Origin of the sequence: Pseudoalteromonas luteoviolacea NCIMB 1942, assembly GCF_001625595.1 — a bacterium.
GTDB classification, from domain to species: Bacteria; Pseudomonadota; Gammaproteobacteria; order Enterobacterales; family Alteromonadaceae; genus Pseudoalteromonas; species Pseudoalteromonas luteoviolacea_A.
This window is the reverse complement of the sequence record NZ_AUXT01000007.1, coordinates 1-22,754: the sequence shown is the minus strand read 5'-3', so window position 1 is coordinate 22,754 and position 22,754 is coordinate 1. Positions and strand designations below refer to the sequence as shown.

Annotated in this window: 27 protein-coding genes; 26 read left to right on the top strand and 1 reads right to left on the bottom strand. The window is 43.4% G+C overall.

Features of this window, described 5'->3' with window-relative positions:
• Window positions 1-2 precede the first annotated feature (2 nt).
• The 26 genes from N482_RS01025 (at window position 3) to rplQ (ending at window position 21,867) form a co-directional block, all read left to right on the top strand.
• On the top strand, window positions 3-1,085 hold the full coding sequence (locus N482_RS01025) for a radical SAM protein (protein WP_081227621.1): 1,083 nt from the start codon (window positions 3-5) through the stop codon (window positions 1,083-1,085).
• 9 nt (window positions 1,086-1,094) lie between these two features.
• Window positions 1,095-2,081 (top strand): ABC transporter ATP-binding protein, encoded by a 987-nt coding sequence (locus N482_RS01020; protein WP_063375318.1) that lies wholly within the window; start codon window positions 1,095-1,097, stop codon window positions 2,079-2,081.
• Window positions 2,078-2,878 carry an ABC transporter permease gene (locus N482_RS01015; protein ID WP_081227617.1) on the top strand — a complete coding sequence of 267 codons (801 nt, stop codon included), beginning with the start codon at window positions 2,078-2,080 and terminating at the stop codon, window positions 2,876-2,878. Before N482_RS01020 ends, N482_RS01015 begins: the two co-directional genes overlap by 4 nt.
• Before the next feature lie 2 nt (window positions 2,879-2,880).
• A complete protein-coding gene (locus tag N482_RS01010; RefSeq protein WP_196763565.1) occupies window positions 2,881-3,684 on the top strand; it encodes an ABC transporter permease in 804 nt (267 codons plus the stop codon).
• A 76-nt stretch (window positions 3,685-3,760) separates the two neighbouring features.
• A complete protein-coding gene (locus N482_RS01005) occupies window positions 3,761-4,687 on the top strand; it encodes a glycosyltransferase (protein ID WP_063375317.1) in 927 nt (308 codons plus the stop codon).
• A gap of 148 nt (window positions 4,688-4,835) precedes the next feature.
• A complete protein-coding gene (locus tag N482_RS01000; RefSeq protein ID WP_063375316.1) occupies window positions 4,836-7,499 on the top strand; it encodes a family 20 glycosylhydrolase in 2,664 nt (887 codons plus the stop codon).
• Between the two features lie 107 nt (window positions 7,500-7,606).
• Window positions 7,607-8,689, top strand: coding sequence for a BtrH N-terminal domain-containing protein (locus tag N482_RS00995; RefSeq protein WP_063375315.1), 1,083 nt, complete (start codon window positions 7,607-7,609; stop codon window positions 8,687-8,689).
• Window positions 8,686-12,135, top strand: coding sequence for a glycosyltransferase (locus N482_RS00990; protein ID WP_063375314.1), 3,450 nt, complete (start codon window positions 8,686-8,688; stop codon window positions 12,133-12,135). The genes N482_RS00995 and N482_RS00990 overlap by 4 nt, the downstream gene beginning before the upstream one ends.
• A gap of 146 nt (window positions 12,136-12,281) precedes the next feature.
• Window positions 12,282-13,118, top strand: coding sequence for a polysaccharide deacetylase family protein (locus N482_RS00985; RefSeq protein ID WP_063375313.1), 837 nt, complete (start codon window positions 12,282-12,284; stop codon window positions 13,116-13,118).
• Between the two features lie 271 nt (window positions 13,119-13,389).
• Window positions 13,390-13,758 (top strand): 50S ribosomal protein L14, encoded by a 369-nt coding sequence (rplN, locus tag N482_RS00980; RefSeq protein ID WP_063375312.1) that lies wholly within the window; start codon window positions 13,390-13,392, stop codon window positions 13,756-13,758.
• A 10-nt stretch (window positions 13,759-13,768) separates the two neighbouring features.
• Complete coding sequence (gene rplX, locus N482_RS00975; RefSeq protein ID WP_063355774.1) at window positions 13,769-14,083, top strand: 50S ribosomal protein L24; 315 nt, start codon at window positions 13,769-13,771, stop codon at window positions 14,081-14,083.
• Window positions 14,084-14,098: 15 nt separating this feature from the next.
• Window positions 14,099-14,638, top strand: a complete 540-nt coding sequence (rplE, locus tag N482_RS00970; RefSeq protein WP_063355773.1) for a 50S ribosomal protein L5 — start codon at window positions 14,099-14,101, stop codon at window positions 14,636-14,638.
• Between the two features lie 10 nt (window positions 14,639-14,648).
• Window positions 14,649-14,954 (top strand): 30S ribosomal protein S14, encoded by a 306-nt coding sequence (gene rpsN, locus N482_RS00965; protein WP_063375311.1) that lies wholly within the window; start codon window positions 14,649-14,651, stop codon window positions 14,952-14,954.
• Between the two features lie 20 nt (window positions 14,955-14,974).
• Window positions 14,975-15,367 carry a 30S ribosomal protein S8 gene (rpsH, locus tag N482_RS00960; RefSeq protein ID WP_063355771.1) on the top strand — a complete coding sequence of 131 codons (393 nt, stop codon included), beginning with the start codon at window positions 14,975-14,977 and terminating at the stop codon, window positions 15,365-15,367.
• Between the two features lie 13 nt (window positions 15,368-15,380).
• Window positions 15,381-15,911 (top strand): 50S ribosomal protein L6, encoded by a 531-nt coding sequence (gene rplF / locus N482_RS00955; RefSeq protein WP_063375310.1) that lies wholly within the window; start codon window positions 15,381-15,383, stop codon window positions 15,909-15,911.
• A 9-nt stretch (window positions 15,912-15,920) separates the two neighbouring features.
• Window positions 15,921-16,271, top strand: a complete 351-nt coding sequence (rplR, locus tag N482_RS00950) for a 50S ribosomal protein L18 (protein WP_063355770.1) — start codon at window positions 15,921-15,923, stop codon at window positions 16,269-16,271.
• Between the two features lie 9 nt (window positions 16,272-16,280).
• Window positions 16,281-16,787, top strand: coding sequence for a 30S ribosomal protein S5 (gene rpsE / locus N482_RS00945; RefSeq protein ID WP_063355769.1), 507 nt, complete (start codon window positions 16,281-16,283; stop codon window positions 16,785-16,787).
• 6 nt (window positions 16,788-16,793) lie between these two features.
• Window positions 16,794-16,973, top strand: a complete 180-nt coding sequence (gene rpmD / locus N482_RS00940; RefSeq protein ID WP_010378276.1) for a 50S ribosomal protein L30 — start codon at window positions 16,794-16,796, stop codon at window positions 16,971-16,973.
• A gap of 4 nt (window positions 16,974-16,977) precedes the next feature.
• Window positions 16,978-17,412: a 50S ribosomal protein L15 gene (rplO, locus tag N482_RS00935; protein WP_063355768.1), complete on the top strand. Its 435-nt coding sequence runs from the start codon at window positions 16,978-16,980 to the stop codon at window positions 17,410-17,412.
• An 11-nt stretch (window positions 17,413-17,423) separates the two neighbouring features.
• Window positions 17,424-18,752, top strand: coding sequence for a preprotein translocase subunit SecY (gene secY, locus N482_RS00930; RefSeq protein WP_063355767.1), 1,329 nt, complete (start codon window positions 17,424-17,426; stop codon window positions 18,750-18,752).
• Window positions 18,753-18,773: 21 nt separating this feature from the next.
• Window positions 18,774-18,887, top strand: coding sequence for a 50S ribosomal protein L36 (rpmJ, locus tag N482_RS00925; protein ID WP_002959476.1), 114 nt, complete (start codon window positions 18,774-18,776; stop codon window positions 18,885-18,887).
• Between the two features lie 129 nt (window positions 18,888-19,016).
• Window positions 19,017-19,373 carry a 30S ribosomal protein S13 gene (gene rpsM, locus N482_RS00920; RefSeq protein ID WP_010386936.1) on the top strand — a complete coding sequence of 119 codons (357 nt, stop codon included), beginning with the start codon at window positions 19,017-19,019 and terminating at the stop codon, window positions 19,371-19,373.
• Window positions 19,374-19,386: 13 nt separating this feature from the next.
• Window positions 19,387-19,773: a 30S ribosomal protein S11 gene (rpsK, locus tag N482_RS00915; RefSeq protein ID WP_063375309.1), complete on the top strand. Its 387-nt coding sequence runs from the start codon at window positions 19,387-19,389 to the stop codon at window positions 19,771-19,773.
• 22 nt (window positions 19,774-19,795) lie between these two features.
• Window positions 19,796-20,416, top strand: coding sequence for a 30S ribosomal protein S4 (rpsD, locus tag N482_RS00910; RefSeq protein ID WP_017218390.1), 621 nt, complete (start codon window positions 19,796-19,798; stop codon window positions 20,414-20,416).
• A gap of 24 nt (window positions 20,417-20,440) precedes the next feature.
• On the top strand, window positions 20,441-21,427 hold the full coding sequence (locus N482_RS00905; protein ID WP_063371527.1) for a DNA-directed RNA polymerase subunit alpha: 987 nt from the start codon (window positions 20,441-20,443) through the stop codon (window positions 21,425-21,427).
• Between the two features lie 38 nt (window positions 21,428-21,465).
• Entirely contained in the window at window positions 21,466-21,867 is a 402-nt protein-coding gene (gene rplQ / locus N482_RS00900) for a 50S ribosomal protein L17 (protein ID WP_063375308.1), read from the top strand.
• 91 nt (window positions 21,868-21,958) lie between these two features.
• Here rplQ and N482_RS00895 read toward each other — a convergent pair whose 3' ends face one another.
• Window positions 21,959-22,552 (bottom strand): outer membrane beta-barrel protein, encoded by a 594-nt coding sequence (locus tag N482_RS00895; RefSeq protein WP_063375307.1) that lies wholly within the window; start codon window positions 22,550-22,552, stop codon window positions 21,959-21,961.
• Between the last annotated feature and the right edge of the window lie 202 nt (window positions 22,553-22,754).

Below are 22,754 nucleotides of genomic sequence, written 5' to 3'. Positions count from 1 at the left end.
ACATGACGAACATACTACAAAATCAATTGCCCCTTTGGGTGACATTGCAGCTCACAGATGCGTGCAACTTGCGTTGCAAAATGTGTTATGAGTGGGGCGAGAACGGTGCTTATCATGGTAAAAAGCTCGACAGGCTGGAAAAAGACGTCGTGTTTAGAGTGATCGATGAATGCTTACCCGTAAAGCCGTATTTCGCCTTATTTGGCGGGGAACCTATGATGTACCCGTGGTTTGATGAGGTGGTTCATCGAATTCGTAGGGGCGGCGCGCGCGTGGATATTCCCACCAATGGCATGTTTTTAAAGCGAAAAGCCGAAAAGCTTTTGGAGTCGGCACCAAATCGGATTTGGGTATCTTTGGATGGTCCTAAGCACATTAACGATGAGCAGCGTGGTGAAGGTGTCTACGAAAGTGTTCAAGAGGGCGTGGAAACTCTTTTTGAGCTCCGTGAAAGTCGTGGTTTAAAAGAGCCGAAGATTGGCTATACATTTATCGTTACGCCACTTACACATCTTTATATCCAAGGCTTTTTTGAGCAATGCCTCGATTTAGATAAAGTGGATCATATTAGTATTGAATTTCAGACTTTTGCTACTGAGGACGAGCACGAACAGCATCGTCGTTTGTTTAAGCGCTTATTCGATGTACCTGACACCGCTTGTGCTGAGGGCATGGTGGCTCCATTACATCAATTTTCGATGATGGACTTTAAGGCGATTGAATCACAAATCGCTTGGGTGGAAAGGGAGTGCCAAAAACGTGGCATTTACTTTGTCTGTTACCCTAAGACAATATCTGCGAACAACTACCGAGCTTACTTCAATAAAGATTATCAGAATCTAGATGATCGCCGAGATAAATGTCATTTTCCATGGATTTACATGGAAGTGGCAGCCAATGGCGATGTAACGCCTTGCCATACGTTCTATGACTACTCTATCGGTAATGTGAATGAGCAATCAGTGCAGGAAATTTGGCGTGGTCACAGGATGCAGCAATTGCGCAGAGGATTGAGAGGTGAAGGCGGGTTGTTTCCTATCTGCGGCTCATGTGCGCGTTACTATGCCGACCCGAATAAACGCTAGGGGAAAATTGTGAATGTAATTGAAGTCGAAGGACTGAGTAAAACTTTCAAGTTCTATCGTAAACCTCAGGGGCTAACCGCGTCGTTCAAAAACTTATGGCAGCGGCAAGTTGAGTTCAAAGAAGCGGTAAAAGATGTTTCATTTAATATCGAAAGAGGACAGGTCGTTGCTTTTTTGGGAACCAATGGGGCAGGTAAAACGACAACGATGAAAATGCTCTCTGGGATTTTGCACCCAACAACAGGGAAGGTGAAGGTTTTGGGTCATACTCCTAGCGATAGAGAAGATCAATTTAAAAAGCGATTCTCCATTTTAATGGGGCAAAAGCATCAGCTGTGGCCAGATTTACCAGCCATAGATAGCTTTGCCCTATGTCAGCGTATTTATGAAATTCCAACGTCACTTTTTAGGCAGCGCCTGACTCGTTTGTCAGAAGTTTTAGGTGTTTCTCATTTGTTGGACATTCAAGTTCGTCGCTTGTCTTTGGGAGAGCGAATGAAAATGGAGCTGATTGCCGCTTTGCTGCATGGGCCTGAATTATTGTTTTTAGATGAGCCGACCATTGGCTTGGACTTTTTATCACAGCGTGCGGTGATGCGATTCTTACAACAGCTTGTAAAGGAAGACAATCTCACAATTTTGCTCACAAGTCATAATATGGCAGATATATCAGCGCTGTGTGAGCGGGTATTAGTTATTCAAAATGGCCAACTAATTTTTGATGATTGCATTGCAAATCTACAAGATAGCTTGGGTGGATTGCGGCGGATCCATATCGAAAGTGAATCGGCACTACGTTCTGATCATCTCAATCGGTATGGCAAAGTGATCAGTAATGAAATTCATCGCGCCGAACTCGAAGTGAGTGATGGTGTCGCGAATGAGGTATTACAGCAATTACTCAAAGATATCATGGTGAAGGATGTGCGAATAACCGCGCCTCCTCTTGAAGACAGTTTAGAACGCTTGTACCAGCTTCAAGGACAGGTAGCGTGAATAAGTACATGTGGTTATTGGGTATGGGGTTGCAAAAAGCGTTGACTTATCGCGTCAATTATCTAGTAACTATACTGGCGGCGGCGTTCCCTATCGTTTTGCAGTGGATGTTGTGGCAATCAATTTACACTTATACCCAAGCAGACGAGTTATATGGCTTGTCTTATTACGACATGCTCAGTTATGTAGTTCTGGCTGCATTGATGGCGCAAGCCCTGCGCACAGGGTTTGAGTATGAAATGGCAGAAGACATTAAAAGTGGTGGTTTAAACCGTTTTATCGTACAGCCATTATCGTATTTTGGTTACCGGCTGAGTGTATTTGTTGGTACTAATTTGGGCTACTTTGTGGCAACTCTAATAGTGATGGCGGTTGCTCTGTGGGTTGCTACAACATACTGGGCGTTATCGATTGAAGTGGCCCATGTCGCACTATTTTTACTCTCAGCTATGGGGGCTTTTTTTTTACAATTTATGCTTTTTTATTTGCTGAGTCTGACCGCATTTTGGCTCCATGAGGTTTGGGCTCTGTTTGAGTCTGTTCGAGTAATCAGCCTGGTGCTGTCTGGGGGAGTGGTACCACTTAGCGTCTTTGGCGCGTCGCTCGAATACTATCTTAGCTTACTCCCATTTCAATACCTTATATATTTCCCATTACAAACGCTTACTGGTGTTCTGAGTATTCAGCAAGTGCTGTCAGGTTTAGTCTTGCAATTGTTCTGGATCACCGCTTTATTGCTGTTGTCCATCATTGTATGGCGACGAGGCAGTCGCTCCTATCTCGCATTAGGAGGCTAGCTATGTGGCGGCAGTTTCTGAAGCATTTAAAAATTTATGCGCTACTAATTAAGCTCAACGCCATGCGTCAATTGGAGTATCGAGTAAATATCGTACTTGGGCTACTTGTCGAGATTGGATATTTAGGTGTTAAGTTGCTTTATGCCTATATCATTCATGATACCGGTGTGCATATCTCAGGGTTTGCACCTCAAAGCTTATATTTATTTATCGGCACATTTATTTTGATGACCGTCTTCTTTGTTGCAATGTTGCAGTTCAATATCATGGCATTTGATAGGCAAGTTATTGAAGGGGAGTTTGATCTCATACTGACCAAACCGGTATCGGCACAATTTTTAGCGACGCTAAAATATGTTGAGACTTGGATGGTAATACCTAATGTTATCGTTGGACTTGGACTGGTGGGATATGGGTGGTACGCATCAGGTATCGCATTTGATTTACTCCATGTCGGGCTATATTTGTTGTATGCAGTGCTTGGGATCATCACCATGTACTGTGTATTTACATTACCACTGTTATTAGCATTCAAGCTACACAATATTTCCGCGTTTCATAGCCTGATATGGGCTTTATGGGACTTCAATAATTTACCTCATCGTATTTTTCCATCACCCATACAAATAATAGGCACTGTGTTTTTCCCCATTTTTTTGATCACTAACTTTTCGCCTCTGGCGATTATGGGGCAGTTAAGCTTAGTAGAAATGATTTGGGGTGTTTTGGCTCCCTTGCTGTTATTCCTTTTGACCTGCAGGGGGTGGCGACGCGCCATCTCATCATATGAAAGTGGTGGTGGGTAAAGTGCCAAAATATATGTTTGTTTACGTCGTTTAAAGATCGGTTTTGTTATTGGCTAAAGGAGTGACAGGTACAAAAATGAATAAAAATCATATTGGCGCTATAAAAAGAGGAACAGGTATATCGGTGATTATCCCAACTTATAACCGCCGAGAATTACTAAAAAGGACCTTAGACTCACTCAGCAATCAGATGCTAGACACTAAAAATTATGAAGTGATCATTGTGGATGACGGTTCAAGTGACGGTACAGGTGAGATGGTTGAAGGATATAAAAGTGCAGCCACCATCCACTACATATTCCAGCAAGATGAGGGGTTTCAGGTGGCTAAAGCTAGGAATAAAGGGCTGTCTAGAGCATGTTTTGATGTCGTACTGTTTTTAGATTGTGGCATGATTGCCCACCCAATGCTATTGGCTAGTCACCTCGATAGTCACAATAAAACAAACAACTTAGTACTAATTGGCATGTCTTATGGTATTGAGGCTGTGGAGTTGAGTGAGTGCGATCTCATTAAATCGACTGTGGCAGAAAACGAGATAAGTAAAGTGTTTGAATTGTTCTCAAAAAATCATCAATTAATGGATTGTAGAGGGCGATTCTTTGCTGAGTTTGATTACGATTTAGCGCTTTTTAATGCGCCGTGGGTGATCTTTTGGACAAGTTGTATCAGCGTGTCACGGTGTGATGTGGCACGCGCAGGTGGTTATGACGAAAACTTTTGTGCTTGGGGTGGGGAAGATGTTGACCTAGGTTATCGACTCTTTCACCAAGGTTGTAAATTTGTTTTAGATCAATCGCTTTTGACAATTCATTACCCTCATGAGAAAGACATCGAAAATAAAGAGCAACAGGCCAAAAGGAACGTTGCCTACTTGATGAACAAGTACTCTGATCAATGGATCGATATGTTGACGACAAAGAGTTGGTCTGAAATCTGTCACCACTCTTTAAAACAGAGGCGTGAAAGCAGTACACCAAACGCAAGTGTGGACGCAATTTAACACTTTGTTGTTATTAACTAAATTATTCAAAGTAACTTGAATGTTTTGAAATTGAAACAAGTTTATAAAACCACTAGATTGATTTGGTTTAGCTATTTTTTAGCCAATTTAATGTATTAAATTAAAATGATAAAGCAGGATCTGACTTATGCGTGTACATAAAAGAGCATTAACAGGACGTGTTGTAGCTATGTTGTTGCCTTCAATTATGTTGGCAAGCCCAGTGTGGGCAAACAACAGCTTAACCAAGATAAATCAACAGCAACTCGACAGACTGGCCGACACATTAGATGTGAAGTATCGTTTGTTAAGTAACATGCCAGAGCAGTGCCCTGGTTCAACAGCAGAGTTTTGTTATCATGCTCAAATAGAGCTCACCAGCCCTTTCACAGTGAACGTTGATGGCTGGAAAATCCTTTACAGTCAAGTATATCCTTCTTCAGAGACCAAAAGTCAGCAGCTTACTTTGCGTCATTTTAATGGGGACTTGAACCATATTGCGCCCAATCAAGCATTTAATGGCTTCAAAGCGGGTGAAAGCCAAGTTATCGAGATGTGGGTGGGTAGTTCGTTATTAAATGAAGGCGAACTGATGCCAAATTATATTTTGACTGCGGACGGCTTAGCACCCAAGGTGATCAAAAGTACTCAATCGTATATTGAAGCGGATACAGGGCTAGAGATTAAACCTTATGCTGCCGTTAGTGACAGTGAAAGTGTAATGAAATCACACCCTGAAGACCAATATGGGCAGCATACATCGGCGGCTTTATTTGAGAAGTATACAATTGATAACTACCCCGTTGACTCGGTTAAACACGCCATCGTACCCACACCAAATGCAATCGAAGTATTTGAAAGATCAGCATCTCTTAACCTCAAAAAAGGCCTCAATGTACACCTTGTAGGATTAGAGTACGGCGAGGTTGCTGCGGCATTGTCGCGCTTGGCAGAATTGGGTGCAAAGCAAAGCCATGATGGCGTTAAGGTCATTGTAAAAGTCTCAGGTACTTCAGAGGGCATTGCGGGTAGTTATCAACTTGATACACGAAAAGGCAAAGTATTTATTGAAGCGCAAGACAGCGAAGGTGCTTTCTATGGACTTCAATCGCTGGCGAGTTTACTGTCACTAGATACCATGCAAGTGCCAGCGGTTAAGGTGGTTGATGAACCGAGATATGAGTACCGAGGTTTACACTTGGATGTTGCTCGAAATTTCCGCTCAAAAGAGTTCGTGCTGCGCCTTATGGGTAAAATGGCAGCTTACAAATTAAACAAACTACATTTCCATTTAGCAGACGATGAAGGGTGGCGAATTGAGATCCCTGGCCTACCTGAGTTAACAGAGTTGTCGTCTCATCGCTGTATTGATTTAGATGATAAAGATTGCCTACAGCCGCAGTTAGGGTCAGCTTTGAATGCCGGTCGTGATGGCTACTATTCTTTGAGTGACTATCAGGAAATTCTGAACTTTGCTAAACAGCATCACATAGAGGTTATCCCTTCATTGGATATGCCAGGTCACTCCCGTGCTGCTGTAAAAGCGATGGAAAAGCGCTTCTACACGCTGAGTAAACAAGGTGAACATGCCGCTGCAAAACAGTTTTTAGTGAGCGATCCTAAAGACGTGACCGAGTACCGATCTATCCAACATTACAACGACAACACGTTGAACGTGTGTATGGAGTCAACTTACGCATTTGTGGATAAAGTAATTTCGGAAGTGGCCAATCAGCACAAAAAAGCAGGCTCACCGTTAAATATCTATCACATCGGTGCTGATGAGACTGCGGGAGCTTGGGTCGAATCTCCAGCTTGTAAGCAGTTCATTGCAGATAAATCAAACGATGTACATGAAGTCGAAGAGTTGACGGGTTACTTTATTGAGCGTGTGTCGAGAATGATCGCGGCGAAAGGGATAGAAGTTGCTGGCTGGAATGATGGCCTGTCTGAAACGAGACAAGACAAGATGCCAAATAAGGTGGCGTCATATGTATGGGCGACTTTGCCACAAAATGCACATAAAGTTGTGAGTGCACATGCCAGACGTGGATGGGATATTATTTTAGCAACGCCTGATGTCACTTATTTAGATTTTCCATATGAACTCGATCCAAAAGAGAGTGGATATAAATGGGGTTCTAGGCGTACTAACAGTCAAACCATCTTCGAGTTTATGCCAGATAATTTGCCGGCCAATGCTGAATTTAAGAAAGACACAATCGGTCGAAATTACGTGGCTGATGACCGTACGCAAGTCGATGAAAATGGTAAGTTCGTGCACCAACCTTTGCCAGAAGGGTTCCGTGTGACAGGTATTCAAGGTCACTTGTGGTCTGAAGTTATTCGCAAAGATCACCTTGCTGAGTACATGCTATTTCCACGTTTACTAGCGCTTGCTGAAAAAGCATGGCACCGCGCGAGTTGGGAAGTGCCATATAACTATGCGGGTGAAAAGTATGACCATACGACGAATTTTTTAACTGCCCAGAAGCGAGCATTACGCGACAGACAGTGGCACGACTTTATTCATGCTGTCGGTCACAAAGAGCTTGAAAAATTCGATAAATTAGGTGTGTTTTATCGCATCCCTAATGTGGTAAGTAAAGTCATCGATAACAAGTTACATGCGTCGACTATCATCCCGGGACTACCTATCCAATACCGTGTTGGTAACGGCAGCTGGCTAGAGTACAGCGCACCTGTGGATTTAAAGGCTGGTAAAAATATTGAGTTGAGAGCTTTATCTCCGGACAGACGCCGCCCAGGGCGGATCGAGCTGGCTGATATAGAAAATCAAACAAACCTATAAGTTTTAAGTATCAGTATGGTGGCACATTGCAACGTGCCACCATACTGAGCGGTTGTGATTAAGAAATAGTGTGAGGGTTAGAAAAGGCAATAAGGAAATGGTGAAGTATGAAATTAACAGAGGGGCAAGGAGTAACAGATAAAGGTGCTATAGGAATGGGCGTCGCAAATACAATACAGGCTTGGCAGTCGTGTTTGCCAGATTGTCTCTTTATGGCAATCGAACTAGAAGCGAGAGAAAAGTTTGCAATACCAGATATGGCGAGGTTATTTGGAGAACATTCGTACTATTTCGATTGCAAGCAAAAAAAAGGCTTAGATGTCTTATTTGGTCGATATGAAGACAGTCAGTATTATGTCCTTGAAGACGATACGCTTTCGGGTTACTTGGGTGATAAACTATTGGCGTTATATGGGCTTAAAGTCATAGCTTTATCCTTCTCAAAACAAGAGACATTAGATCATTATTTGGCAACACAGCTTGCCAAAAATCAGCGAGTAATTTGCGAGTTTAGTGCTAAGCATGTGCCGTATCGCATTGAAGACTACCATAAGCATTATGGCTACCACATATTGACTTTCAAAGCTTGTGATAAGGACTCTGGGTCATTTATGGTTGATGACGCGCTAAAGCAAGATGTCTACATTAGTGCATTGGACTATCAGCTTTCATTTCAAAATGTACTTGCCCATGAAGGGTGTGTACGTGTTTATCAATTAGAGCAAGTTGGGCCCTCTAGTCCATTGACACTCGAGTGGGCACTAAAGCAAGTCGAGCAAAATATAGCAGGGCTGAGCTCAGATCAAGCGCACGTTGGGGCATCAGCGATATCAGAGAGTTTAGAGTATATTTCATGTTTACAAACAATGGAGCGACCTTATGTTGTTCCTGGTCTGTGGGTATTTTCTTTGCAACGGGCCAGTACATTTGATTGGTTAATGGCATTACAAAAGGATTTTCCGGATCCAAAGCTCAAGCACATTTGTTCGCCGATGACAGATGCTTTGCCTCACCTAGCTAAAAATTGGAAAGAAGTCGAAGTTTTGATGCGCCTTTCATGTCGTTCAAAGTCAGTAACAGGCAGTCAAATTTATCAACGTATTGTGCACTTGTGCGAAACTGAGCTTGCTTTAATACCGGTGTGGTTTGAATTGCGCGATTGGTTGTACAGCCAAAGGTACCCATCATGACGCAAATACATAGCCAGCATCAAGCGATACCGTTAGTGAGCTGCGTTATGCCAACCTGCAGGCGCGCGCACTACCTGTTGCAAAGTATCGACTATTTTAATCGACAGAGTTATGCCAATAAAGAATTGATTATCGTCTACGAGCAGAACAGTGACTTGCCTGACAAGCTCCCCACTCAAGGCAATATTCAATTAGTTCAAGCGCCGGAGAATGCGTCAATTGGATATAAAAGAAGTCTTGGAACAAAGAGTGCAGCAGGCCTTTTAATAGCACAGTGGGATGATGATGACTGGTATTCAAGTGAACGATTAGCCGTTCAATTAGAACCGATCATTAATGGTAAAGCTGATATTACAGGTTTAAACAATCATTTATTCTTTGATGTTTGGCGCACTCAGTTTTGGCGCGCTGATAAACCACTATTTGATACGATGTTTCGACGTGGTATTGCGGGCGGTACCTTAGTATTCAGTCGCGAGTATTGGAGCGAGGGAAGATTGGACTACCAAGATAGTTCATTGCGTGAAGACGCCGACTTTATGGAATGTATGATTAGTGCTGGCGCAAACCTCGTTGCGGTGGATGGGTACGCGCATTTTGTTTACTTAAGGCACCTAAACAACACTTGGAGCTTCGTGAGTGGCAAGCTAATTCAGGCCAGCGCATGGCGAAAAGTTTCGACTCCGGATTGGTTTGATGATGATTTATCTTTTTATCACCAGATAAAACAAGCGCATTTTTCACAATATCCGGAATTGCTGCCTCTTACTGCTAAAGGTTCACAAGTTGTTGAATTGAGTTGTGTGTTGCATGTTACAGAACTCGCGCAGCTAAAGCGTGCGTTCACATTGCTTGAAAAGCAGACTGTGAAACCTCACGAGGTGATTGTATATCACCCTGATGAGTTACTTATTGAAAACTTGTGCTGCACTGTGAATAGCATCAATTACTTACCTTATGAGCAGGGGATTCATTTATCTACATGGTTTGAAGAAAAGCTTGCGGGGCTCATTAATTGTGACTATGTCATGAACTGGCCCAATTCGCAGGCTTGGGTGTCAAAGCGCTGGCTTGAAATTCAATATACTTATCTGAGACAACATAGATTAGATGCAACAGGACTGTCTCAACCGTTTTTCTTTTTCCCGAGTCAGCAAGAGTTCTGGCAATACATAGCGTCAGACAATCAAATCACAGCGTGGCTCCATAGTGAGTCGCTTTGTTGTACGAAGGAATTTTATCTGGAAAAGCATAGGGGTTTTAACCGGGCTTTGGGGTTCAATATTCAACCTCACCAACACTTAGAACATTTCTTAGCTTTCGCAGAAGAAAAAGCACCTATTCCCAACAATGAAAACGATCCCAAATGGTTCCCCTATCAAAGGGAGGCTATTAAGGAGCTGTATGACGAACTGGATATTGCCAAGTTATTAAAAGGTGTACCAATGGCTGTGATGTTGCTCGTGTCCATATGCTTTTTACTTTTCCCCACTTGGCACGTGGCAGCAAACCAGAGCGCCGACAGTGTGGAGCAACAGAGTTTTAGTGCTGAGTTTTTCAGCCAGTACAACCCCCAGACGGCACTTGATATGGTTTACCGACTGCCAGGTTTCGCATTTGAAAATACCGATTCAGCAAGGGGGTTTGGCGGCAATGCGGGGAATGTGCTGATTAATGGTGCAAGACCTGTAGTGAAATCCGAATCCCTAGACAAAATATTGTCGAGAATTGGCGCTGCCCAAGTTCAAAAAATCAATGTGTACCGAGGTAGCAAAATACCCTTAGTTACGTCAGGAAAAGTTATGGTCGCGGATGTGATCTTAATCCAGTCTAAAACCAGTGGCACTTTAGAGGGACAGTTAACACAATTTTATGATGGCAGTATCTTACCAAAACTTGCACTACAATTGAGTGCTCAATGGTTAGGTTGGGAAACGTCAGTGGGGCTCGAAGCGAGTGGTGCGCCTGGATACCGTACTGCCCTCATTAGACAGCTCAGCCGTGAAGGCAAAGTAATCAACCAAGAATTTGAGGTGTTAGATGAAGAGACTGAGAGCCTGAAGTTTACGGGTCAACTCAAACAATCATCGGGCCAAAGTGAGATAGTACTGACAGGTAAAGTGGGCGGTGAAAGCTACCTTGGAGATACGACACGCTACGGTGCTCAACAGATATCGGGGCATTTGGGCAAAACCACTCGAGAGCTTAAAGTTGACAATGATACGCGTAACGCTGAATTGGGCGTAGATTGGACACTGAACTTGGGCACCTATCGGTGGCAAAATATGGGGATTTTTGTTGTTGATGACAAGCAATATGCCAACGATGATATAACTTTTAATCAGGGCACACAGGCAGCGAATTTGGCGCTATGGCGCCAGCAAGAGTTGAAAACAGAACTCATACTGCGCAGTACGATAGAGATGCAGAAGAAGGATGATATAGCTCCTCGCTTCGGTATCGAAGTGGCTGAAAATAGAATGCAATCTGCTGTTGACTTGGTAGCGCTGGGGCGTGAAGAAGTAACGAATGTAACAGAGCTAAGAACTGAAGTTTTTGCTGATATCAACTACACGCATACTGACAGCCTCTCAAGTGAATTTGGTCTTACCTATGAAACCTCAAAAATTAATGTGGATGCGGTGGAAGGTGAAAGCCAATCACAGTCATATTGGAAACCTCGCTGGCAAACAAGTTGGACTCCTAAAAAGGGAACCAGTTTAAACTGGCTTGCGGAACATCGTGTCAGTCAACTTAACTTTTCTGATTTTGCACGCAGTGTTGATGCTGGTGATGGACGAAACCAAATTGGTAATACAGGGCTTAAACCAGAGCAAACAACAGAATTAGCGACACAATACCAATGGTATTTTTCTGAGCGTGGTAATGTAAAAGTAAAGCTGTTTCACCAATGGCAAAAAGATGTATTAGAACATATTGCGTTCACACAAACGTCGGGTGGATTGGCTAATGTAGGTGATGCAAGGTTTTGGGGAAGTCACTTAGAGGTGGCCTTTGAGCTTTCACCTGTCTTAGATAATGCGTTATTTGAAATATCTTATGAACACAAAAATTCGGACTTTAATAATCCAAGTGATCGCACTGAGCGTTTGAGCAACTATATTCCAGATTGGATATGGATGAACTTTCGTCACGACCTTCCTCACTATAAAAGCTCATGGGGATTGGAATATTGGGGTGATTATACGGAGCCTTTCTTTTACGCCCATGAAACCTTGCTAGTACAAGGTAATAAGAGATTGAAAGGTTTCTTTGAATCTTCCTTAATAGATGGCGTGAAAGTAAGGTTTGAAGTCACACATATGAATACGGGTCGGTTTATAAGAACCAGGAAATTTTATTCTGATGATCTGAAAATTGGTGAAGAAGTGGCTGATAGAACACACAAGGCTGAATATCGTTTATCGCTATGGTATCGCTTCTAAATCAATAAAATAGCAATAATTACAGCAGCTTGTTATATATCATCTGAAAATAAGATTTCCTTCATAGTTTGATCATGGCGAAATATCTGAATCCTAAGCAAACTGTTTTGCCATGTTTATTTCACGCAAAGCAATATGGAGCTGATATGTACAAAATAAAACTAATCAATCACAGAATGGCTGCAATATTAATGACTTTATCTTTTGCTAGCCTTGCTACAGATAACGTTGAGCAGCTAGTTGAAGGTAAGTTTAGTTATCCCAATAATGCTCGAAATGCTATTTCACTGAGTTTTGATGATGCCCGAGACAGTCAAGTTGATGTCGCGATCCCCATTCTGAATAAGTACAATGTAAAAGGCACTTTTTATGTTAACCCGCAGTTTGCCATGCATCGCCTAGATGGCTGGAAGAAGGCGGTGAAAAAAGGGCACGAGCTTGGTAATCACACGAGCTCTCATCTTTGCACAGGTAATTTTGAATGGCTGCGAAAAAAAGGCCAAGGGTTAGAACAAGTTGATCTTGCTTGGTTGCGAAAGGATATTGAATCTACAACAGAGTTTTTGCAAAAACAATTCAATATCACGCCCCAGTCTTTTGCGTACCCATGTGGCAACACATTTGTCGGGCGTGGAAAACAGGTTAAAAGCTATGTCCCTCTCATTGCTGAAATGTTTAAAACCGGCCGTACATGGCTTGATGAAACAGGAAACAATCCGACCTACACAGACTTGGCACAGTTAACGGGTAACCGAATGGATGGCATGACCTTTAAAGAAATAAAAGACATGTTGGAGTTACAGAGGGAAGACAATAAATGGATTATTTTGGCAGGCCATGATGTGGGTGATAAGGGCATGTACACGGTGGATAAAGATGCCTTAGAAGCACTTATAGTGTATTTGAAAGACCCAAAAAATGGATTTTGGCTTGCCACGGTAAACGAAGTTGCCTCTCATATTGAGCTACACAGAACAAAATGAGTTGGTGGTTTTTTGAACTGAGTCATAAGGTTGGCTTTTGTAGCTAACTCTTGAATTGTTTTTTGCCGCCCCCATATGAAGTAGGGTGAACAAGTAGGACACCATAGGTAGATAAAATTAATTAAAAATTGAACTATCTTTGGCTGGATTTTGCTGTTACAATTCCCCGCCCTTGAAAGACGAAAGCCTCGTTTTTTGAGTGGAAATTAATCTAAATGCTTAGGTTTTATACAAAATCTAGGTAAATTTTAACTACACCGGAGCATATACAATGATCCAAATGCAAACTCAGCTGGACGTTGCTGATAACAGCGGCGCTCGCAAAGTGCAGTGTATTAAAGTCCTTGGTGGTTCGCACCGTCGCTATGCGCGTGTTGGTGACATCATTAAAGTTTCTGTTAAAGAAGCAATTCCTCGCGGTAAAGTGAAGAAAGGTGATGTTAAAAACGCAGTAGTAGTGCGTACTAAGAAAGGCGTTCGTCGTCCAGACGGCTCTTTAATCCGTTTCGATAGCAATGCGGCTGTTATCTTAAATGATAGCCATCAGCCAATTGGTACTCGTATCTTCGGCCCTGTGACTCGTGAACTACGTACTGAGAAGTTCATGAAGATCGTTTCACTAGCACCAGAAGTACTATAAGGAGTCGATCATGGCAGCAAAAATCCGTCGTGATGACGAAGTAATCGTACTAGCCGGTAAAGACAAAGGTAAGCGCGGTAAAGTGCTTTCAGTTGTAACTGAAACTGGTCGTGTATTTGTTGAAGGCGTCAACATCATCAAGAAACACCAGAAGCCTGTACCACAACTACAGCAAGCTGGCGGAATTGTTGAGAAAGAAGCGTCAGTAGACGTATCAAATATTGCGATTTTCAATGCCGAAACTGGCAAAGCAGATCGTGTTGGTTTTAGATTTGAAGACGGTAAAAAAGTCCGTTTCTTCAAGTCTACTGGCAAAACTATTTAATAGTTGGAGTAGACGATGGCGAAACTGCATGAAGTGTACAAAGACAAAGTAGTAAAAGAGCTTTTTGAAAAGTTCGGTTACAGCTCTGTCATGCAAGTCCCTCAGATCGAAAAGATCACACTTAATATGGGTGTGGGCGAAGCCCTAAATGACAAGAAAATTCTAGAAAATGCTGTTGCAGACCTAGAAGCTATCTCTGGTCAAAAACCTCTTGTGACTAAAGCTCGCAAATCAGTTGCTGGCTTTAAGATCCGTGAAGGTTACCCAATTGGCTGTAAAGTAACCCTACGCGGCGAGCGTATGTGGGATTTCCTTGAGCGTTTAGTCTCAATCGCGATGCCACGTATTCGTGACTTCCGCGGTGTTAGCGCAAAGTCTTTTGACGGTCGCGGTAACTACTCTATGGGCGTACGTGAGCAAATCATCTTCCCAGAAATTGATTATGATAAAGTAGACCGTGTTCGCGGTATGGATATCACAATCACTACTTCTGCGAAAACAGATGATGAAGGCCGTGCGTTGTTAGAAGCGTTCAACTTCCCATTCAAAAAGTAAGGGTAGGGTTATGGCAAAGAATTCAATGAAAGCGCGTGACGTAAAACGCGCTAAGTTAGTTGCACAGTACGCAGAAAAGCGTGCTTCACTTAAAGCTATCATCAGCGATGTTAATACATCAGATGACGAGCGTTGGGACGCGGTATTAAAGCTTCAGTCTTTACCGCGTGATTCTAGCCCTTCACGTCAACGTAATCGTTGTAACATTACGGGCCGCCCACATGGTTACCTTCGCAAGTTCGGCTTAAGCCGTATCAAAGTTCGCGAAGCAGCTATGCGCGGTGAAATTCCTGGCCTTAAAAAGGCTTCTTGGTAATAGAATCACGGGAGTAAGACATGAGCTTGCAAGATCCAATCGCGGATTTGTTTACACGCATCCGTAACGGTCAGTCTGCGAAGAAGGTATCAGTAACTATGCCAACTTCAAAGCTGAAAGTAGCTGTTGCTGACGTACTGAAAAACGAAGGTTTCATCACTGGTTATTCAGTATCAGGTGACGTAAAAGCAGAATTGACTATCGAACTTAAGTACTTCGAAGGCAAAGCTGTTATCGAAAGCATCCAGCGTGTTAGCCGCCCTGGTCTACGTATCTATAAGAAACGTGACGAATTACCGAAGGTAATGGGTGGTCTAGGTATCGCAATCGTATCAACTTCTAAAGGCCTGATGACAGACCGCGCTGCGCGTACCGCTGGTGTTGGTGGTGAAATCATTGGCTTTGTAGCTTAATCGGAGGGGAACTATGTCTCGTATTGCGAAGGCTCCTATTGCTGTTCCTGCCGGTGTTGAAGTTGCAATTAACGGCCAGGAAATCAAAGTTAAAGGTAAAAACGGTGAATTGACTCGCGTTCTTAACGACGCAGTTGAAGTTGTTCTTAACGACAGCGTTATCACTACATCTCCTCGTGAAGTAGCAAATGCTTGGGCTCAAGCAGGTACAGCACGCGCTCTGATCAACAACATGATCATCGGCGTTAACGAAGGTTTTGAAAAGAAACTACAACTAGTAGGTGTTGGTTACCGTGCTGCAGTTAAGGGTAAAGTTTTAGACTTAACTCTTGGCTTCTCACACCCGGTGAACTTCGAGATCCCAGCGGGTATCACAATCGAAGCTCCAAGCCAAACTGAAATCGTTGTTAAAGGCGCAGACAAGCAGCTTGTTGGTCAAACTGCTGCTAACATCCGCTCATACCGTGAACCAGAGCCTTATAAAGGTAAAGGTGTACGTTACGCTGATGAGCACGTGCGTCGTAAAGAGGCTAAGAAGAAGTAAGGTAAGACGATGGATAAGAAAACAGCTCGTCTACGTCGTGCTAAGCGCACTCGTAGAAATATTATCGAACAAGGCACAACACGTCTTGTTATCCACCGCACGCCACGTCACATCTACGCTCAAATCGTAAACGTTGAGGGTAATGTACTGGCTGCTGCTTCTACTGTTGAAAAAGCAATTGCTGAAACAGTTAAAGGCACTGGCAACATCGAAGCTGCTCAAGCAGTTGGTAAAGCAGTTGCTGAACGCGCGGCAGACAAAGGCATCGAAAAGCTTGCTTTTGACCGCAGTGGCTTTAAATATCACGGCCGTGTGAAGGCGCTTGCTGATGCAGCGCGTGAAGCCGGTCTGCAATTCTAGGAGTAGACAATGGCTAACGTAGAAGCAAAGCAACAACAGCCTGATTTGGCTGAAAAGCTAATCGCGGTAAACCGTGTGTCTAAAGTGGTTAAAGGTGGTCGTATCTTTAGCTTCACTGCACTAACTGTAGTTGGTGATGGCGCAGGTAAAGTAGGTTTTGGTTACGGTAAAGCACGTGAAGTTCCAGCTGCTATTCAAAAAGCAATGGAAAAAGCGCGTCGTAACATGGTAAATGTTGATCTTAACGGTCACACGCTACAGCACCCAATTAAGGGTCGCCACGCGGGTTCTAAAGTGTACATGCAGCCTGCATCAGAAGGTACAGGTATCATCGCCGGTGGTGCGATGCGTGCAGTACTAGAAGTTGCTGGTGTACAGAACGTACTTTCAAAAGCATACGGTTCTACTAACCCGATCAACATCGTTCGCGCAACAATTTCTGCTCTAGAGAACATGAACTCTCCAGAGGGAATCGCTGCGAAACGTGGTCTTAGCGTAGATGAAATCTTGGGGTAAGAAACCATGGCAAACACAGTTAAAGTAACACAAGTACGTAGCTCAATCGGTCGTTTACCGAAGCATAAAGCTACATTACGTGGCCTTGGTTTACGTCGTATCAACCATACTGTTGAGCTAGAAGATACGCCAGCAGTACGTGGTATGATCAACCAAGTTTCTTACATGGTTAAGGTTGAGGGCTAATTCGATGCAATTGAATACACTTTCTCCTGCTGCAGGTTCAAAAACTGCTGGTAAGCGCGTTGGTCGTGGTATCGGTTCTGGTCTTGGTAAGACTGGTGGCCGTGGTCACAAAGGTCAAAAGTCGCGTTCTGGCGGTAAAGTACGTGTTGGTTTTGAAGGCGGTCAAATGCCTATGCAACGCCGTCTACCAAAGTTTGGCTTCACTTCACGCAAATCACTAGTATCTGCTGAAGTTAACCTTTTCGAAATCGCGAAGGTTGAAGGCGACGTGGTAGAGCTAAGCACACTACAAGCAGCTGGTATCGTTAAGAAGAACGTTCAGTTCGTTAAAGTTGTTAAATCTGGCGAAGTTTCACGCGCAGTTACTGTTAAAGGCATTAAAGTGTCTAAAGGTGCTCGCGAAGCTATCGAAGCTGCCGGAGGCAAGGTAGAAGACTAAGGAAGTACACTATGGCTAAACCAGGTCAAGATATGCAAAGCGCACAAAGTGGGCTTGCGGAGTTGAAGCGCCGTTTACTGTTTGTATTGGGTGCCATCATTATTTACCGTTTAGGTTCATTCGTGCCTATCCCTGGGATTGACGCCGCTGTACTTGCCGAGTTCTTCGAGCAACAAAAGGGCACCATCTTTGCCATGTTTAACATGTTCAGTGGTGGTGCGCTTGAGCGTGCATCTGTACTTGCGCTAGGTATTATGCCTTACATTTCAGCTTCAATTATTATGCAGCTATTAACGCACATACATCCTGCGATGATAGAGCTTAAGAAAGAAGGGGAACAAGGGCGTAAGAAAATTAGCCAGTACACGCGTTACGGTACGCTCGTGCTTGCTACTATTCAGTCAGTAGGTATTGCGACTAACCTTCCAAATATGATGGATGGATTAGTTGTAAATCCTGGTTTCGGTTTCTACTTCACAGCAGTTGTGAGTTTAGTAACTGGCACCATGTTCCTAATGTGGCTGGGCGAACAAATTACAGAACGTGGTATCGGTAACGGTATCTCTGTACTGATATTTGTTGGTATTGTAGCTAACCTGCCGTCTGCAATCGGTTCGACAGCAGAAATGGCGCGCCAAGGCGATTTGAATGTCTTTATCTTAGCACTTATTGCGTTTATCGTTGTTGCGGTAACTTATTTGGTAGTTTTCTTTGAGCGTGGTCAACGTCGTATCGTTGTTAACTATGCTAAACGTCAGCAAGGCCGTCAGGTTTTTGCAGCGCAAAGTACACACCTACCATTAAAAGTTAACATGGCAGGGGTTATTCCACCAATATTTGCTAGTAGCATCATTCTGTTCCCTGGTACAATTGCAAGCTGGTTCGGCCAAGGTGAAGGTCCATTAGCTGATGCTCTACAAGCAGTTTCAGCGGTGTTGACCCCGGGTCAACCTCTATATGCAATGGTACTAGCAGCTGCGATTATTTTCTTCTGCTTCTTCTATACGGCGTTGGTATTTAACCCTCGTGAGACAGCAGATAACTTGAAAAAATCTGGCGCATTTATTCCAGGCATTCGCCCAGGTGAGCAGACGTCTAAATACATTGATAAAGTGATGACACGCCTGACATTGGCAGGTGCAATGTACATTACCTTTATCTGTCTGGTGCCCGAGTTTATGACCATGGCATGGCAAACGCCATTCTACTTCGGCGGTACATCAATTTTGATTATCGTTGTTGTTATCATGGACTTTATGGCACAAGTACAGACTCATTTGATGTCTCATCAATATGATTCTGTGCTGAAAAAAGCAAACCTTAAAGGCTACGGCCGATAGGGTCTGTTACGGAGTTGAGTTATGAAAGTACGTGCTTCCGTTAAGAAAATTTGCCGTAACTGTAAAGTTATCAAACGTGCTGGTGTAGTACGTGTGATCTGCAGTGAGCCTAAGCACAAGCAAAGGCAAGGCTAAGAAATCTAGTCGTGCAGGCTAAGTAGTTTACTTAGCCTGTTTCATTGGTAAAACTTGAGTGTCGGTTGGGTATCCTATACGGGCTTTCCAGCAAGATGATAATCAGGTTTATTTATAGGAGATATGTTAGTGGCCCGTATCGCAGGCATTAACGTTCCTGACCATAAGCATGCTGTTATCGGTTTAACAAGCATCTATGGTGTAGGTAAAACTCGCGCTAAGGCGATCTTAGCTGCGACAGGTATCGCTGAAACTACTAAAATCGGCGATTTAAATGACGAAACTCTTGACATCCTTCGTGAAGAAGTTGGCAAGTACACTGTTGAAGGTGATCTTCGTCGTGAAGTAACACTAAACATCAAGCGTCTTATGGACCTTGGTTGTTTCCGTGGCTTACGTCACCGTCGTTCGTTGCCACTACGTGGTCAACGTACTAAGACTAACGCGCGTACTCGTAAGGGTCCTCGCAAGCCTATCAAGAAATAAGGTGGGGTAAGTTATGGCAAAAGCACCAATTCGTCGTAAAAAGGTCAAAAAGCAAGTTGTTGACGGTATGGCTCATGTTCATGCTTCTTTCAACAACACTATTGTGACCATCACTGACCGTCAAGGTAATGCTCTTTCTTGGGCGACTGCGGGTGGTTCAGGTTTCCGTGGTTCTCGTAAATCTACTCCGTTCGCTGCACAGGTCGCTGCTGAGCGCGCAGGTATAGCTGCACAAGAGTACGGTCTTAAGAACCTAGAAGTATTCATAAAAGGTCCAGGTCCAGGCCGTGAGTCTGCTGTGCGTGCATTGAATGCTGCTGGTTTCCGTATCACTAATATCACTGACGTGACGCCAATCCCTCATAATGGTTGTCGTCCACCGAAGAAACGTCGCGTATAATTAATAGGTTAGGAGAAATAACATGGCAAGATATTTGGGCCCTAAGCTCAAGCTGAGTCGTCGTGAAGGTACTGACCTGTTCCTTAAAAGCGGCGTAAGAGCAATTGACTCTAAGTGTAAACTAGAAACAGCACCTGGTCAGCACGGCGCACGTAAAGGTCGTCTATCTGATTACGGTTTACAGTTACGTGAAAAGCAAAAAGTACGTCGTATTTACGGTGTATTAGAAAAGCAATTCCGCAACTATTATAAAGAAGCTGCTCGCCTTAAAGGTAACACAGGTGAAAACTTGTTACAGCTTCTAGAGCAACGTCTAGACAATGTTGTATATCGCATGGGTTTTGCAAGCACACGTGCTGAAGCACGTCAGCTAGTTAGCCACAAAGCGATTATGGTTAATGGTCGTGTTGTTAATATCCCTTCTTTCGTTGTTACTCCTGAAGATGTAGTAGTAATTCGTGAGAAGTCTAAAAAGCAAGCACGTATCATCGCTGCTCTAGAGTTGGCTGAGCAACGCGAAAAGCCAACTTGGATTGAAGTTGACGGTAAGAAAATGGAAGGTACTTTCAAGCGCCTACCTGAGCGTTCTGATCTGTCTGCGGACATTAATGAACAACTAATCGTCGAACTTTACTCGAAGTAAAGTTAAGAGTTAAGAGAGGATAAAATGCAGGGTTCTGTAACCGAATTCCTAAAACCAAGATTAGTCGATATCGACGCTATCAACTCAACCCGTTCTAAAGTAGTTTTAGAGCCTCTAGAGCGTGGCTTTGGTCACACTTTAGGTAATGCTTTACGTCGTATTCTTCTTTCGTCTATGCCGGGTTGTGCAGTGACAGAAGTAGAGATCGACGGTGTATTACACGAGTACAGCGCGAAAGAAGGCGTACAAGAAGACATCATTGAAATTCTGTTAAACCTTAAAGGTCTAGCAGTTACTTTAGAAGGTAAAGATGAAGTTTTCCTTACCCTGACTAAGTCTGGTGTAGGCCCTGTGACTGCGGCTGACATCCAGCACGACGGCGATGTAACAATTGCTAATCCTGAGCACGTTATTTGTCACTTAACGGCTGACAATAGCGAAATCAGCATGCGTATCCGTGTTGAGCGTGGTCGTGGTTATGTTCCGGCGTCAAGTCGTTTATCCTCTGATGACGATGAGCGTCCAATTGGTCGTCTGTTGCTAGATGCTTCATTCAGTCCAGTTGAGCGTATTGCGTACTCGGTTGAATCAGCCCGTGTTGAGCAGCGTACAGACTTAGATAAACTAATTATCGATATGGAAACTAATGGCACACTAGATCCTGAAGAAGCGATCCGTCGTGCATCTACAATCCTAGCTGAACAGCTAGAAGCGTTTGTAGATTTGCGTGATGTTTCTGAGCCAGAAGAAAAAGAAGAGAAGCCGGAGTTTGATCCGATTCTACTTCGTCCTGTTGATGATTTAGAGCTAACTGTACGTTCTGCAAACTGTCTGAAAGCCGAGCAAATTCAATATATCGGTGATCTGGTACAGCGTACTGAGGTTGAGCTTCTTAAGACGCCAAACCTTGGTAAGAAATCTCTAACAGAGATTAAAGATGTGCTAGCTTCTCGTGGTCTATCACTAGGCATGCGCCTAGAAAACTGGCCACCTGCAAGCTTAGCAGAATAATCAGATTACTATATTAGTTTAGTTAGAAGGATAGGGTCATGCGCCATCGTAAGAGTGGTCGTCAATTAAACCGTAACAGCAGCCATCGCAAAGCGATGTTCAGCAACATGGCTGGTTCTTTGGTGAAGCACGAAATCATCAAAACAACTTTGCCTAAAGCGAAAGAGTTGCGCCGTGTAATTGAGCCTTTAATCACACTGGCTAAGACTGACAGCGTAGCAAATCGTCGTTTAGCGTTTGCTCGCACGCGTGATAAAGAAGTAGTTGGTAAATTGTTCTCTGAGATCGGTCCTCGTTTCGCGGATCGTCCTGGTGGTTACACTCGAATTCTTAAGTGTGGCTTCCGTGCAGGTGACAATGCGCCAATGGCTTATATTGAACTACTAGATCGCCCAGTTGCGACTGATGAAGTTCAAGAAGACGCGCAGTCTGCAGAGTAAGTCTTTTTAAGACACAAAACAGCCGAGCATTAGCTCGGCTTTTTTGTTTCTATACCCCACTAATTGGTGGAACAAATGACAACAGGCTTAATTAGAATTTCCAGTGAAAAAGTAATCCGGTGTTATTTCCGTCTACTGTTACATCATATGGGGAGTAGTTTGAACTACCAATACGGTCTACTGAGTATTCAACACGAGTATGTCTAAACTCTACGTCGGCTGAGATAGTTTCAAAATGATAGCGGACGCTGCTAATAAAAGCGCTTTCGTTACTGAATTCAATATTAGAGCCAAAATCGTTGCTTAATTCCACGCCAGTGTGTACGCCTAGACCTAAGCCTACTGAAAAAGAGTCATTAATTTTGTAGTAAGGGACTGCGTTAAACGCTAGTCGTTCGAAAGACAAATCACCATGCTTTGCAGTGGCGGTATCAGCTTGATAATTTACGCTAACATCTAGTGACCATTTAGAATTGAACTCATACCAAAGCCCACCACCTAGAATGATACCTTGACCCGCTTTAATGCTTTCTGAGTCGTTATCTTCATATATCAGTTCTCCAACTGTGTCACCACCAAACACATAACCAGCCGTTAAAGAAAAGATTACGTTGCTTTGTTCATCTTCCGTTGCAAAAGCATTTATGCTTGTTAGTAAGGTAAGTGCTAAGATTGATTTCTTCATTGAATCAATGTTCCTATTATATAACAAGTCGGTGTATTTTAGACTTAATTGATGGGAACTTAAAATAGGTGAGTTAAAGAAGGGCACGTATGCAGCCCAACTTTGTAAACGACGCCACATCAACATATTGAGCAGTTAAATTGTTTTTATCATTTTTATTAAAAAATTGCTTGCACTAATTTGGGAACTCCCTATAATGCGC